Here is a 14204-nt window from a genome sequence, read left to right as displayed (position 1 = left end):
AGCTTTTTACGATAACAGACGCTGACTTAAAAGAGGGGAAATCCATCCGTAATGCTCGCCGCTTTCTTCTATGATAAAAAAAGTTTGATTGCACATTCGTAGCGGTTGAAATAATACCCGTTCTGCTTGCCAGAGGCTGTCACACTGAAATAGACAACAGCAGTTCTTGCCTTCTATTATATCATAATTCATTTCACAATCGTATATTCTATCGCTTAAAATTGAATGATTTCCTTGTATTTTCTTCAACCATTCGTAAAAAGAGAAATGGTTCGTGATGTAATCTAATTGCTTCTTGTAAATGGAAGAATCTGAAAATGTCCAACATTCTTCAAAAAAACGTTTTAACAAATCTACTTTATAATAGTATTTTTCAGTTACATCCCTTTTGATGGCGTAGATCGCAAACTTCATATAACCACCCCTCCTTGCTAGTATTATACCGAGCAAGGAAGAATTAGTTTGTCACTTTTTGTCCATAGCGGTGCATAACTTTTGTCAAAATACTAGTTGCATAAGGAAACTACTGCGCAAAATGCGCAGTAGCCTTAAATATCATTACTTCATTAAATTTTCAGCATGTTTCACTACATTTTCAACAGTAAAACCATATTTCTCAATTACTGTATCTCCTGGTGCTGACGCTCCGAATTTGTCGATTCCGATGACTGCTCCATCAAGACCAACGTAGCGTTCCCATCCGAAGGAAGCTCCCATTTCAATGGCTAGTCGTTGTCTTACTTCGTTAGGCAGCACACTTTCCTTATACTCTCGATCCTGTTTTTCAAAACGATCAAATGATGGAACACTTACTACTCGTACATCAAAGCCTTTCGTTTTAAGCTCATTTTGCGCATTAACGGCTAATTGAACTTCAGACCCTGAAGCAAGCAAAATACCATCTGGAGTGTCTTTATCTGAATCGCTCAGGATGTAAGCTCCACGCTTAACGCCTTCATAAGCAAGTTCTTTCGTACCCTCTAATGTAGGCAGGTTTTGACGTGTTAATACGAGAGCGTTTGGAGTCGTATTGGACTCAAGAGCTAGTCTCCATGCTGCGCTAGTCTCATTTCCATCTGCAGGACGAACCACAGATAAATTAGGCACCGCACGCAATGAAGACAGTTGTTCAACTGGTTCATGTGTTGGTCCATCTTCACCTACAGCAACGGAGTCATGAGTCAGCACATAGTTTACAGGCAGATTCATGAGAGCAGACAAACGCAGCGCAGGGCGCAGGTAATCACTAAATACGAAGAATGTACCTGCATAAACTCTTAAGCCGCCGTGAAGCGCCATCCCATTTAACGCAGCTGCCATCGCAAACTCACGAACACCGAACCAAATATTACGCCCGGCATAATTTTTGCGAGAGAAATCTTCCTGATCCTTCACTGCCGTCTTATTAGATCCTGCTAAATCCGCACTTCCACCGAAGAAATAAGGAATCTTTTCTGAAAGGGCATTGATGACTTCGCCCGAAGCTGCACGAGTAGCTGGATTATCTTCACCAGGTTCAAATGAAGGAAGTTCTTTCTCCCATCCTTCAGGCAGCTTTCCTTCCATAGCTTGCTCAAGTTCACGAGCTAATTCAGGGTTCGCTTCTTTATATTGCTGGAATAGATCATTCCACTCAGCTTCTTTTTGGGATCCGTTATCTTTCACTTTCTTGCTGAAATCTTCATATACTTCATCAGGAACGTGGAATGGCTCATGACCCCATTTGTAATACTCTTTGGTAGCTTCTACTTCTTCGCTTCCAAGAGGGGCACCATGGGAGGCGGATTTACCTGATTTATTAGGTGAACCATAGCCTATTACCGTTTTCACTTCAATCATTGTAGGCTGTTCTGTATTCTGCTTAGCTTTCTCAATCGCTTTTGCGATTTCATCCGTATCCGTTCCGTCTTCAACACGGATAACCTGCCAGCCATATGCTTCATAACGCTTCTCAACACTCTCACTGAAGGAACGGTTTAAATCGCCATCCAGAGAAATGTCATTGGAATCATACAAAACCACAAGCTTCCCTAAACCTAAGTGGCCGGCAAGTGATGCGGACTCCTGAGATACACCCTCCATTAAGTCACCATCGCCGCAAATCGCAAATGTATGGTGGTCCACAACATTATACTGATCACGATTATACTTTGCAGATAAGTGAGCCTCTGCCATAGCCATACCCGTCGCCATAGCCAGTCCTTGGCCTAAAGGTCCAGTTGTAGCTTCCACTCCATCTGTGTGTCCGAATTCAGGATGTCCAGGAGTCTTAGAACCCCACTGACGGAATGATTTTAAATCATCAATCGTCACGTTATACCCTGAAAGGTGAAGTAAACCATATAAAAGCATGGAACCATGCCCCGCTGATAATACGAAACGATCACGATTGAACCAATTGGAATTTCCAGGGTTGTGGTTCATGTATTTCGTCCATAGCGTGTAAGCCATCGGAGCGGCCCCCATCGGCATCCCAGGGTGACCTGAATTCGCTTTCTCTACTGCATCAATTGCTAAAGTACGAATGGTATTAATTGAAGATTGTTCAAGACTATTTGCCATAATAAAAAGTTCCCCTTTCTAATAACGTCTATGTACCATGTATTATCGTATAATGAAAATACGGAAGTGACAAGCAATGTCATAAATTTTTTCACATTTCACTTTTTTATCAGTGAATTTTTCAACAATTAGGTCGGTGCGGATCGTGATTGCTTAACTGTCGAAAAATATTGATAATCATGGCACATTGGCTAACATATAAACCAATATCCCTTACTTTTCCCTTTGAATAAATAATTAAACAAAGAATCCGCACCGAAGTGCGGTGCGGAATAAATATGATTAATGTTTTTTTTCTTTTTCCTGCATATCCCTAAGTTTCTTTGGAGTGACGTCTTTTCCGTTAGGATCTACTACAGTCATGCCTTTCAGTTGATTCTTGAAAGATTTTCTGACATTTTTTAAATATTCTTCACGAAGCTGCTTCTGTTCTTTCTTCTCAGAAGCATCCAACCCCTGATCTTTTGATTTATGAGAAAGTTCATTAATACGATTCAACTTTTCGTTTGAGATCATAGCTAGACCTCCTTTTTAATAGAATACATGAAAAGACAAGTGTCTGTTTGACGCTTGCCTCATGTAATATATTAACGCTCCTCTTCATTTTTTTCAAGTGATACAAACTCCTGATACCGTCTATGTACCGTAGCTTTAGAGACATCGTAACCCAGTCCTCTAAGCGTAGCAGCAATTTCGTTAAAAGTAAGCTTGTTCCTTCTGAGGCGAACGACTTCTTCAACAGGAAATTCGAGTCTTTCCCTCCCCTGGGCCAAGTGCTGATTTGCTAAATTCGCTTGAGGGTTATAGCCATTTTCAACAGCCTTCCGCATCCCTCTTCTGATCTTCATGTTATGGATTTTACGCTGATACTCTTCTACTATCCCGACAATCTGCAGTACCATGGAGTCCGATTCTGACATTTTCACTTCTCCATCATCTGTCAACGAGTAAATGCTGACACCCAGTTTTTGAAGCTGATGAAAAAGCGCAATCTTTGTATTTCCCCGCCCTAACCTTGTTTCATCTTGAACCATCAGCATGTCAGCTTCATCGTTAGAGAATAGATCAAGCATTTGAAAAACGCCGTCTCTTTCAATATCATAGCCGCTTTCCTGTTCTTCGATACACTGCACAATCTCAATTGATTTCCTATCAGCCAAGTCCATCAATTCAGCTTTCTGGCGTGCCAGTGAGCTTACCTGCTGTTCTTTTTCTGTACTTACGCGACAATAAATGATTCCTCTCATCACAATAACCCCTCTAACTATTAAAACTCACCTATTAGACTACTATACGCTCGTAACCATAGAAAAGTATAGAAAAGCCAGGCTGACAATAAATAGAATAATATAAGTCACATCTAACATAGAAATTTTATTGAACATAGGACCACTCCTCCAATTATTGGAACAAATGTTCTCGGAAACGTTTGTTCGCTTTGTCTGGTTATTATTATATACGAACACAAGTTCTTGTCAACATTTTTTTCGAACGCTTGTTTGTGTTTTTCAATTCGGCATGATAGAATGTAATTACTATAATCCTATGTTCGAGGTGTATAAATATGAGTAAACTTTCTAAACGCCAGCAAGAAATACTAGATTTCATAAAAGAACAAGTCATTTTAAAAGGGTATCCGCCTTCAGTAAGAGAAATAGGCCAATCCGTAGGCTTAGCTTCGAGTTCAACTGTGCACGGCCACCTTTCACGATTAGAAAAGAAAGGGTTTATTCGTAGAGACCCGACGAAACCAAGAGCTATAGAAGTGATGGAATTAGAGGATGATACGAGTATTCCTCGATCAGAAGCGTCCTATGCCCCTGTAATCGGTAAAGTAACCGCAGGTTCGCCTATTACTGCAATCGAGAACATTGAGGAGTATGTGCCTCTTCCAGACTCATTAGCCGGTACGGATGACAACACGTTTGTGCTTGTTGTGCAGGGCGAGAGTATGATTGAAGCTGGAATTCTTGATGGAGACATGGTTATCGTCAGACAACAGACGACAGCCAATAACGGGGACATTGTTGTAGCTATGACAGAGGAAGAAGAAGCAACAGTCAAACGTTTCTTTAAAGAGAGCAACCATATCAGGCTTCAGCCTGAGAACGCTACAATGGAACCCATTATTCTTAATGATATTTCCATACTTGGTAAAGTAGTCGGTTTATACCGTACTGTCCATTAAATTGATCCATTCTCAAAATAAAAGCCCTGGCGCCTATTCGCCAGGGCTTTTATTTTGATAGAGGTGTTTTTCTCATGCTTATCAAAAGTCAGTAAGTATATCTATAGCTCCATTGTCATTACCACTCGCACATTGTTTTTTTCTTATTTCAAAATCAACGATTAGCTTTATTAGATCCTTCATACGTACATTCTAGTAAAATAAAATCATTACTCTCTTAAAGGCTATCGAAACCTTTCCTTTATCAAATATAAAAAAACCCTTGAAGCTCAAAGCTCCAAGGGTTTTGGTTATTAATACGTCTGTAGATATTGCTCTCTTTCCCACGGGTGTACTTGCGTACGGAACATATCCCATTCGATTTCTTTCGCTTCAACGAAGTGTTCGAATAAATGCTCACCAAGGGCTTGTACCATAATTTCATCTTTTTCAAGCTCTACGAGTGCATCGTATAGAGTTGCAGGTAGATCCTGAACGCCGTGAGCTTCTCGTTCTTTCTTGTTCATCACATAAATATTGCGGTCTACTGGTGCTGGTGCTTCTAGTTTGTTCTCTACGCCATCCAGTCCTGCAGCAAGCAGCACGGCCATAGCCATGTATGGGTTTGCTGCCGGATCTACACTACGTACTTCTATACGGGTGCTAAGTCCGCGAGAAGTAGGTACACGTACTAACGGACTACGGTTTTGACCAGACCAGGCTACGTAACATGGAGCTTCGTAACCAGGTACGAGACGTTTGTAAGAGTTGATCGTCGGGTTCGTTACAGCCGTAAAGTTCGTCGCATGCTTAATGATACCAGCTGTGAACTGATAAGCTACATCCGATAATTGCTCTTTGCCATTTTCGTCGAAAAACGCATTTCCGTTTTCATTGAACAGTGACATGTTGGCGTGCATTCCTGAACCGTTCACTCCAAAGAGTGGTTTCGGCATAAAAGTAGCGTGCAGTCCATGCTGACGGGCGATGGTTTTTACAGCTAATTTAAAGGTTTGAATATCATCACAGTGTTTCACTGCATCCGAATATTTAAAATCGATCTCATGCTGTCCTGGAGCAACTTCGTGGTGGGAAGCCTCGATTTCAAAACCCATTTCCTCAAGCTCAAGTACGATGTCACGACGGCAATTTTCACCTAAGTCCGTTGGTGCTAAGTCGAAATATCCGCCTTTATCATTGAGTTCCATTGTCGGGTTGCCTTTTTCATCTAATTTAAATAAGAAGAATTCCGGTTCTGTACCGATGTTGAATGCTGAGAATCCGAGTTCTTCCATTTTCTTAAGATTCCGCTTTAAGTTGTAACGAGGGCATCCTTCGAATGGTGTTTTGTCCGGGTTATAAATGTCACAAATGAATCGTGCAACTTTCCCTTTTTCTGAAGTCCAGGGAAAGACTACGAACGTATCGAGGTCTGGTACTAAGTACATATCAGATTCTTCTATACGGACAAATCCTTCAATTGAAGAACCATCGAACATCATCATCCCATCAAGTGCTTTATCCAGCTGGCTCAACGGAATTTCTACATTTTTGATAGTGCCTAACATGTCAGTAAACTGCAGGCGGATGAATTTCACATTTTCCTCATCAATCTTTTTAAAAATCTCTTCTCTAGTTAATCCCATATTTACTCCTCCTATGACAACTTTTAATGGAAGAACCTTGACATTTCTCCCTGTCTTAAACTCATCTTCCCTTGTCTCCCTGCGGTGAACAACTCTTGCTGCAACATACGACGAAGCTCTCGATCAGTAAGCTCACTGCGAACCTCTTCCACTTGCTTCTCATCGTATTTGTCATTCTCCGGCTGTTGGGAAATCGCTAACACTTGCTTAATTCCAGCCATGTTAACGCCTTTTTCAATCAAAGCTTTGATCTCAAGCAGACGATCTACATCATTGAAAGAAAAAAGCCGGCGGTTACCCTCAGAGCGAGCTGGTGTAACTAGCTGATGCTGCTCGTAATATCTGATTTGCCGGGCTGAAAGATCAGTCAAAGATTGGACAATCCCCATCGGGAATAACGGCATAGAACGACGAATTTCATCACTCATCGATTAGCCACCCCCAATAACAAAATTCTAACTTAATTATACGGCAAGGAGGTCATATGTCAACACATGTGACGAAAGTTTACATCCGAATTTTCCAAACATTCCAACTTGAATAATGGGAGTTTATGTAACCGAATTCATGACAGCCTTTGTTACAGCCAATTTTACATGAGCATAAGTTAATCCCCCCTGTACAAATGCCATATATGGAGGTCTGATCGGCCCGTCCGCTGTTAGCTCCAGGCTTGCACCTTGAATAAAGGTTCCAGCTGCCATAATTACTTCACTCTCATAGCCCGGCATAGGGCCGGGATGAGGCGTTACATGTGAATTAATCGGAGAAGCTGCCTGGATCGACTGACAAAAGCTGATCATCTGCTCGGCCGTATTGAAGTTGACTGACTGAATAAGGTCCGTTCGATAAGCATCATAAGCAGGTGATGTGTTGAATCCTAATTCGTGCAGCAATTTAGCCGTAAACACCGCTCCTTTCAAAGCTTCACCTACTACATGAGGAGCAAGGAAAATCCCCTGGTACATTTCCTGTAATGTATTTAAGCTTGGGCCTGTTTCTTTTCCTAACCCTGGAGCAGTCAAACGATAACCGCATAATTCAATCAGGTCTGCACGGCCGGCAATGTAGCCGCCCACTCTAGCCAACCCACCACCCGGATTTTTTATTAACGAACCGGCAATCAGGTCTGCTCCCGCTTCTAAAGGTTCTTTCGTTTCAACGAATTCTCCGTAGCAATTATCTACAAAAATAATCACTTTTTCGTTAATGGAACGAATGAATTCGATAATTTCTTCAATTTCCTTAATCGTGAAGGACGGGCGATCCGCATAGCCCTTAGAGCGCTGGATGGCCACCACCTTGGTACGATCATTTACAGCCTCTTCCACTTCGTCCCTGTTTATCTGCCCACCCTCTCTTAAAGGTACAGATCTATACGTGACTCCAAAATCCTTTAACGATCCTTTATCTCGATCGCTAGAGGCACCGATGACTTCTTCGAGCGTATCATATGGTTTACCAGTGATGTAGAGCAGTTCGTCTGAAGGACGGAGGACTCCGAATAGTGCAGTTGTAATCGCATGCGTACCAGAGATCAACTGAGACCTTACAATGGCATCTTCCGCTTTAAAAATTTCAGCGTACAGAGCTTCTAAACCATCTCGACCGAAGTCATCATATCCATACCCTGTGGTCGGGTTGAAATGAGAGTCAGATATTTTCAGTTTTTGAAAAGCATCCAGCACTTTTTCCTGGTTCGTTTCTACAATAGCTTGTACTTGTTTATGCTGGGGTTGTATTGTTTCTTCCACTTTATGAATGAGCTGTTCCATAACGACGCCTCTTCCTAACTTTGTAAACTTGATCTAATCGGATGCTGCGGGTGGATATAACCTTTAACGATATACCCTTCTTTTTCTTCCAAAAATTCTAATAGGGTTACGATGGTCTGCGCTTTTAGACTTTGAAGCTTTTTGCCTTCTGATGCATGTACAAAAACATCATAGGATTGCCATTCGTCTTTTAAGACGGCTTCAATCTTAGTTTTGATTTTTTGATTATCAGCTGGCCGCTTCACGCTTACTGTTATCGAAGGAAAGGCATGTGGTATGAAATCCCCCTCCACCAAATCACTCTTATTATACACAGTCAGGGAGGGCAGATGGCTCGCCCCCAAATCTTCTAACAGCTTAGTCACCGTTTTTTCTTGCTCAATATGATCCGGGTGAGAAGCATCCACCATATGAAGAATAAAATCAGCCTCGGTTACTTCTTCGAGTGTTGAACGGAAAGAAGCGATAAGTGTTGTCGGTAAATCTTGGATAAAGCCTACTGTATCTGAAACTAACGCTTCAAACCCAGAAGGGAGGCTGATCTGCCTTGTCAATGGATCAAGGGTAGCAAACAGTAAATCTTCTTCAAAGGTATCGCTTTGAGTCACACGGTTGAAGAAAGTAGATTTCCCAGCATTCGTGTACCCTACAATCGCTATTTGGAAAGCAAAGTTCTCGTCCCTGCGTTTTCTATATTGGTCTCGCTGCCGCACGACAATTTTTAGACGTCGTTTAATATCATCAATCTTTCGCTGGATATGACGTCGGTCTGTTTCAAGCTTAGTTTCCCCTGGTCCTCTCGTCCCAATGCCGCCACCCAGACGAGAAAGTTCAGTACCTTGACCTGCGAGTCTTGGAAGCAGATATTGAAGCTGAGCTAGCTCTACTTGCAGCTTCCCTTCTTTCGTTCGTGCCCGGCCCGCGAAAATATCTAATATCAACTGACTCCGGTCAATGACTCTTCGTTCAAGTTTGTCAGTTATGTTTCTCAACTGACCAGGTGATAGCTCATCATTGAATATGACAAGCTGAACATCCTCTTGATCAGCCATTTCTTTAATTTCCGCAAGTTTTCCTTCACCAATGTAAGTGGCTGGATGGATACGGTCCCGATTCTGAACAGCTACTCTGCACACTTCTCCTCCAGCCGTTTCTGCAAGTGACCGAAGCTCGTTTAAAGAAGAATCAAAACGAGTTTCGTCCTGCCTCGGGTCTTTTCTTGCCACTAAGATAACTTGTTCTTTTTCCAAAATTTCTACCACCTTCTACTTGAGACGACTTTTCTTATCTTACCAAAAAAATTACGATCTATATATATCCGTGTTGTCAGATTATTTATCAAACGTTAAATGAAAGTCGCCAGGCTCAAGTAACATTAAGTCCTTTTTATCCCAGTCTGCCCGATTAGCCAGTCGATAAGCATGCTTTCTTATGGCTTCTTCTATAACATTCCTCACATATCGGGCATTGGAGAAATTTCTGGGAGGGTCATGATGGAGAAGCGAAAGATGGTGGCAAAGTTTCCTCTCGGCTTCTGGTGTCAGTCTGTAATCTTTTTCAAGGAGCATCACTTTGGCAATGTCCCTAAGTTCATCAGCCGAATAATCTTGAAATTCAAGCTGAATTGGAAATCTAGAAGCTAAACCTGGATTGGTACCTAAGAATTCTTCCATTTCATATGGGTATCCAGCTAATATGATAATCAATTGATCATGATGATCCTCCATACACTTAACAATCGTATCAATTGCCTCTTTACCAAAATCTTTTTCCCCGCCCCGTGCAAGAGAATAAGCTTCATCGATGAATAACACTCCACCCATCGCCTTTTTAATCAATTCTTTCGTCTTTTGGGCGGTATGACCAATATATTCCCCAACAAGCTCGCTGCGGTCGACTTCGATGAAATGACCGCTCTCGAGGACATTCATTTCTTTGAATAGTTCAGCTACTCTTCTGGCCACTGTCGTCTTCCCTGTACCGGGGTTTCCTTTAAAAATCATGTGCAGCACTTGGCGATTATTTTTCAGACCCACCTCTTGCCTTTTCTGCTCAATAAAGAGCTGGGCATAGATTTCTTTCATTTGAAGCTTCAAACCTTCCATTCCAATTATAGAAGAAAAGTAGCCATCTATTGTACGGAAATAAGGAGCTTGAACCTTCTCCTGATTTTTCTCCAGCGCGGCCGCATCAGAGTGACGGTAACTATCCTTAAGAATTATATTGATCGTCCCCTGGCGGGCTATCCTTGCTTGCTGACTCACAGAAATCCCTCCTTGCTTCCATGTATCATACGCTGAAATGATAAATGCGTGACATAAGCCCAAGTTGGATATAAGGAGGGATCTCTCTCAATAAAAAAGCGAGCACCATGTTAGGAGCTCGCTTTCTTGACTATTGTTCTTTATCAAGCGCAATATTTTTAGCGGGTGCAAACGTCGAAATCGCATGTTTGAAGATTAACTGTTGTTTTCCATCGGTTTCTAGTAGAACCGTAAAATTATCGAAAGCTTTAACAACTCCTCTTAATTGGAAGCCATTAAGCAAAAAGACGGTCACTTGCATCCGTTCTTTTCTTAGTTGATTTAAATAATTGTCTTGGATATTAACTGACTGAGCCATACATCTTCCTCCTCTATATCTATCTATAGTATTACCATTCTAGGTTTCTTCGAGCATTCCTGCTAAATCTCGCAAGATTTTTTCAATTTTATCATTTTTTTCGTTCGGCTGCACCGCATACCAATTGACATTCAGCTTATTTCTAAAATAGGTGAACTGACGCTTTGCATATCTCCTGGAGTTTCTCTTCAACAGCTCTATGGCACGCTCATAAGTGTACTCACCCTTAAAATAAGGGATGAACTCTTTATAGCCTATCGCTTTCATCGATTGACTGTTTTCCAAACCTTCCTCGAAAAGGGAGCGTACTTCCGCTTCTAACCCCTGTTCAATCATGAGGTCGACACGGTAGTTAATCCTTTCATATAGCTCCGTTCGCCCCATTTCCAATCCTATCAGTATAGGGGTAAAAGGAGAATCTCCTTTTTGATCCGCCTGATAATCGCTCATCGTTTGGCCTGTCTTCTCATAAACTTCGAGCGCACGCAATACTCTTCGCTCATTGTTTGGATGAATCTTATCCGCTTGTTTTGGATCCACTTCCTTAAGCCGTTGATAAATTGCATCTATTCCACGTTCAGCTGCCTCTTTTTCCAGTACTCGATATATAGTCCGATCCCTTTCATGATCAGAAAAATTAAAATCGTACAATGCTGCCTGTATGTAAAGACCAGTGCCGCCCACTATGATAGGCAGACGATTGCGATTTGTTATTTCCTCTATCAATGACCGAACGTTCAGTTGAAATTCTGCCACTGAAAAAGATTCTTCTGGATCTTTAATATCAATCATATGATGAGGGATTCCACGCATTTCTTCTTTGGTGATTTTAGCCGTACCTATATCCATCCTTCGATAAATCTGCATAGAATCTCCACTAATGATTTCTCCATTGAATGTTTCAGCTATTTTCACAGCTAACTCTGACTTACCGACGGCTGTTGGACCGACTACGCTGACTACTGAAGGTTTCAAATAAATCCCCCCTTTATTTTATTCACTTCCCATTATACATGAACCGCTTTGGAATCATACCTCAAGGCTTAAAATAACGGATTCCGTTACCTTAACTAACGAATTCCGTTAGTACAACTAAAAGATTTCGTTAGTTTGTGTATCGACATTCGTTAGTTTTGTGGTAATATAGAGAAAAGGAGGAGTATGAAGTGGTTAATCAAAGAATTCGTTCATTGCGAAAAAAACGCCGCCTGACTCAAACGATGTTAGCTGAAAAAGTTGGGGTCTCTCCGCAAGTCGTATCGAACTGGGAAAGACAATATACCTCACCCGATCTTGAAGATTTGTCTAAAATTGCCCACGCCCTTCATACAACGGCCGATTATTTACTTGGACTCAGTGATGAAAAAGAAGATGAAATGAGAGAAATCAAACAATTCCTTAAAGATAAAGGGTTTGACCGTTCAGTCATTTTTGACAAACAGTCTTGGCTTAAAGTGCAAGCTGATGAAATCAACCAGATAGAAAACTACTTTCGCTTTCTACTTCAGCAAAAACACCCTTCATAAATTAATTATGTAAACATAAAAAAGCATGCCCCCTATCGAAGGGAGCATGCTTATATTTTTTTGAACGATTACATGACTCGTTTAAACATTTTTTCCATTTCATATTCTGAGAAAAAAACGATGATCGGCCTTCCGTGAGGACAGGTAAATGGATCCGTCGAGCTCCTCAAGTCCTCTAACAATTTGAACATATCGTTATGATTCAAATGGTGGTTGGCTTTGATCGATCGTTTACAAGACATGAGAATGGCTGCTTCTTCACGAAGTTTTGAAATATTAATATTTTCTTCTGCCATCAGTTGATCGACGATTTCCTGAATGACTTCTTCCTCATAACCTTTAGGAAACCACTGAGGGTGCGATCGGATAATATAACTATGACCACCGAAAGGCTCAAAAAACAACCCAACTTTCTCCAGATCACTTTTCATTTCTTCAATTCTCAAAGCTTCACGCCTTTGAAAGTCAAAGGTCATAGGCACTAACAACTCCTGCACCTCATGTTCCACTTCTCCTATTTGATCCCTGAAAAACTCATACTTGATACGTTCCTGCGCTGCATGCTGATCGACAATGTACATGCCGTCTTCATTTTGAGCGAGGATATATGTTCCGTGCAGCTGACCGATTGGATGCATCGTCGGAACACGCTTTTCTTCTACAACAGGATTTTCAATCGGAGGCTCAATCGGTTCATCCAAAGGTTGCTCCATTTGCTGAACGACTTCTTTTTGCTCGCTTTTATATTCACCGACCGACTCCCCTATTCCTGCGGACTTTCCCCCGTCAGAAATTTCAGGTTCAGGGCGCGGTTCAGCCCTCTCACGTTCATACAAGTCCAATGTTTCTTGTTTATTGTACTCTTTTTTGGGCTTAGGCTGTTTATGCTCAACCTCCGGAATAAGTGTTTGTTTTCTGAACGCATCTTTGATCGTTGCCTCCAACAGATCAAACAGTTCCTTCTCTTTGCTGAATCGTACTTCCAACTTAGCCGGATGAACGTTAACGTCGACTAAGATAGGGTCCATTTCAATGTTAAGGACGACGATCGGATATTTACCGATCGGTAAAAGCGTATGGTAGCCCTGGAGTATGGCTTTGTTCAAAGCTATATTACGAATATACCTTCCATTGATGATTGTGGAAATATAACTTCTTTGCGCCCGGTAGACTTCTGGTTTACAAATGTAACCACTCACTTTAAAGTCTTTCGTTTCCGCTTTTATCGGCACCATTTTTCGGGCGACATTCATACCATAAATCTTGGCAGCTACCTGGAGAACATCACCACGGCCGTTCGTGCGAAATAATTCTTTATCGTTATGCTTACAAACGAATTTCACCTCTGGATGAGCTAAAGCCATACGATTCAGCAAGTCTGTAATGTGGCCAAGCTCAGTATGAATGGTTTTCATATATTTCAAGCGGGCAGGTGTGTTAAAAAACAACTCATCCACAATAATGTCCGTACCCTGACGTGCATCACTTTTATCCTCATGGATGACCTTCCCGCCTTCAAGCTCTATCTTCGTACCTGCAGCTTGCCCCTGTGAAGTCTGCATAGTGAGCCGGCTGACTGCTGCAATACTTGCTAACGCCTCTCCCCTGAAACCTAATGTTCGTACGTGGAACAAATCGTTTTCATCTTTGATTTTACTTGTAGCATGACGGAAGAATGCTTTCTTAGCATCTTCCTCTTCCATCCCTTTACCGTTATCTGTAATTCTTATCCTTTGCAGCCCTGCTTCATGGAGCTCGATCTCCACCCAGCCGCTGCCAGCATCAATACTATTTTCAACGAGCTCTTTCACGACAGACGCAGGACGTTCCACTACTTCTCCCGCAGCAATTTTGTTCGCGAGGTGATCAGGCATTAATTGAATCAGCGCCATCGATAGACCTCCTT

14 protein-coding genes are annotated in these 14204 nt (G+C 41.8%); 2 read left to right on the top strand and 12 right to left on the bottom strand.

Translation table 11 applies throughout. From position 1 onward, the window contains the following. Positions 1–6: 6 nt before the first annotated feature. From sirA to LF817_RS07965, 4 genes are all read right to left on the bottom strand, one after another. A complete protein-coding gene (sirA, locus tag LF817_RS07980; protein ID WP_253935265.1) occupies positions 7–414 on the bottom strand; it encodes a sporulation inhibitor of replication protein SirA in 408 nt (135 codons plus the stop codon). A gap of 144 nt (positions 415–558) precedes the next feature. Further along, a complete protein-coding gene (tkt, locus tag LF817_RS07975) occupies positions 559–2562 on the bottom strand; it encodes a transketolase (protein ID WP_253935264.1) in 2004 nt (667 codons plus the stop codon). Positions 2563–2844: 282 nt separating this feature from the next. Next, positions 2845–3078, bottom strand: coding sequence for a DUF896 domain-containing protein (locus LF817_RS07970; RefSeq protein ID WP_253935263.1), 234 nt, complete (start codon positions 3076–3078; stop codon positions 2845–2847). A 71-nt stretch (positions 3079–3149) separates the two neighbouring features. Then, positions 3150–3809, bottom strand: coding sequence for a YneB family resolvase-like protein (locus tag LF817_RS07965; RefSeq protein WP_253935262.1), 660 nt, complete (start codon positions 3807–3809; stop codon positions 3150–3152). A 317-nt stretch (positions 3810–4126) separates the two neighbouring features. Here LF817_RS07965 and lexA point away from each other — a divergent pair, with 317 nt between their 5' ends. After that, a complete protein-coding gene (gene lexA / locus LF817_RS07960) occupies positions 4127–4750 on the top strand; it encodes a transcriptional repressor LexA (protein ID WP_253935261.1) in 624 nt (207 codons plus the stop codon). Positions 4751–5043: 293 nt separating this feature from the next. Here the strand turns inward: lexA and glnA are convergent, their stop codons facing one another. From glnA to miaA, 7 genes are all read right to left on the bottom strand, one after another. After that, positions 5044–6375, bottom strand: a complete 1332-nt coding sequence (gene glnA / locus LF817_RS07955) for a type I glutamate--ammonia ligase (protein WP_253935260.1) — start codon at positions 6373–6375, stop codon at positions 5044–5046. Between the two features lie 23 nt (positions 6376–6398). Beyond that, the gene (locus LF817_RS07950; protein WP_253935259.1) at positions 6399–6803 is read right to left on the bottom strand and encodes a MerR family transcriptional regulator; all 405 of its coding nucleotides are present in this window, start codon (positions 6801–6803) and stop codon (positions 6399–6401) included. Positions 6804–6926: 123 nt separating this feature from the next. Then, entirely contained in the window at positions 6927–8150 is a 1224-nt protein-coding gene (locus LF817_RS07945) for a methionine gamma-lyase family protein (protein WP_253935258.1), read from the bottom strand. A gap of 14 nt (positions 8151–8164) precedes the next feature. Further along, positions 8165–9400 (bottom strand): GTPase HflX, encoded by a 1236-nt coding sequence (gene hflX, locus LF817_RS07940; protein ID WP_253935257.1) that lies wholly within the window; start codon positions 9398–9400, stop codon positions 8165–8167. An 81-nt stretch (positions 9401–9481) separates the two neighbouring features. Next, complete coding sequence (locus LF817_RS07935; protein WP_253935256.1) at positions 9482–10414, bottom strand: AAA family ATPase; 933 nt, start codon at positions 10412–10414, stop codon at positions 9482–9484. A gap of 130 nt (positions 10415–10544) precedes the next feature. Continuing rightward, on the bottom strand, positions 10545–10772 hold the full coding sequence (gene hfq, locus LF817_RS07930; protein WP_253935255.1) for an RNA chaperone Hfq: 228 nt from the start codon (positions 10770–10772) through the stop codon (positions 10545–10547). Between the two features lie 39 nt (positions 10773–10811). After that, on the bottom strand, positions 10812–11747 hold the full coding sequence (gene miaA / locus LF817_RS07925; RefSeq protein WP_253935254.1) for a tRNA (adenosine(37)-N6)-dimethylallyltransferase MiaA: 936 nt from the start codon (positions 11745–11747) through the stop codon (positions 10812–10814). Between the two features lie 191 nt (positions 11748–11938). On the opposite strand from miaA, the gene LF817_RS07920 reads away from it, so the two are divergent. After that, positions 11939–12298 carry a helix-turn-helix domain-containing protein gene (locus LF817_RS07920; RefSeq protein ID WP_253935253.1) on the top strand — a complete coding sequence of 120 codons (360 nt, stop codon included), beginning with the start codon at positions 11939–11941 and terminating at the stop codon, positions 12296–12298. A gap of 68 nt (positions 12299–12366) precedes the next feature. Here the strand turns inward: LF817_RS07920 and mutL are convergent, their stop codons facing one another. Continuing rightward, positions 12367–14190 carry a DNA mismatch repair endonuclease MutL gene (mutL, locus tag LF817_RS07915; RefSeq protein WP_253935252.1) on the bottom strand — a complete coding sequence of 608 codons (1824 nt, stop codon included), beginning with the start codon at positions 14188–14190 and terminating at the stop codon, positions 12367–12369. Between the last annotated feature and the right edge of the window lie 14 nt (positions 14191–14204).

Source organism: Halobacillus sp. A1 (assembly GCF_024189295.1).
GTDB lineage: Bacteria > Bacillota > Bacilli > Bacillales > Halobacillaceae > Halobacillus_A.
Note: the sequence above shows the minus strand (reverse complement) of the source record. Positions and strands in the feature narration are given on the sequence as shown.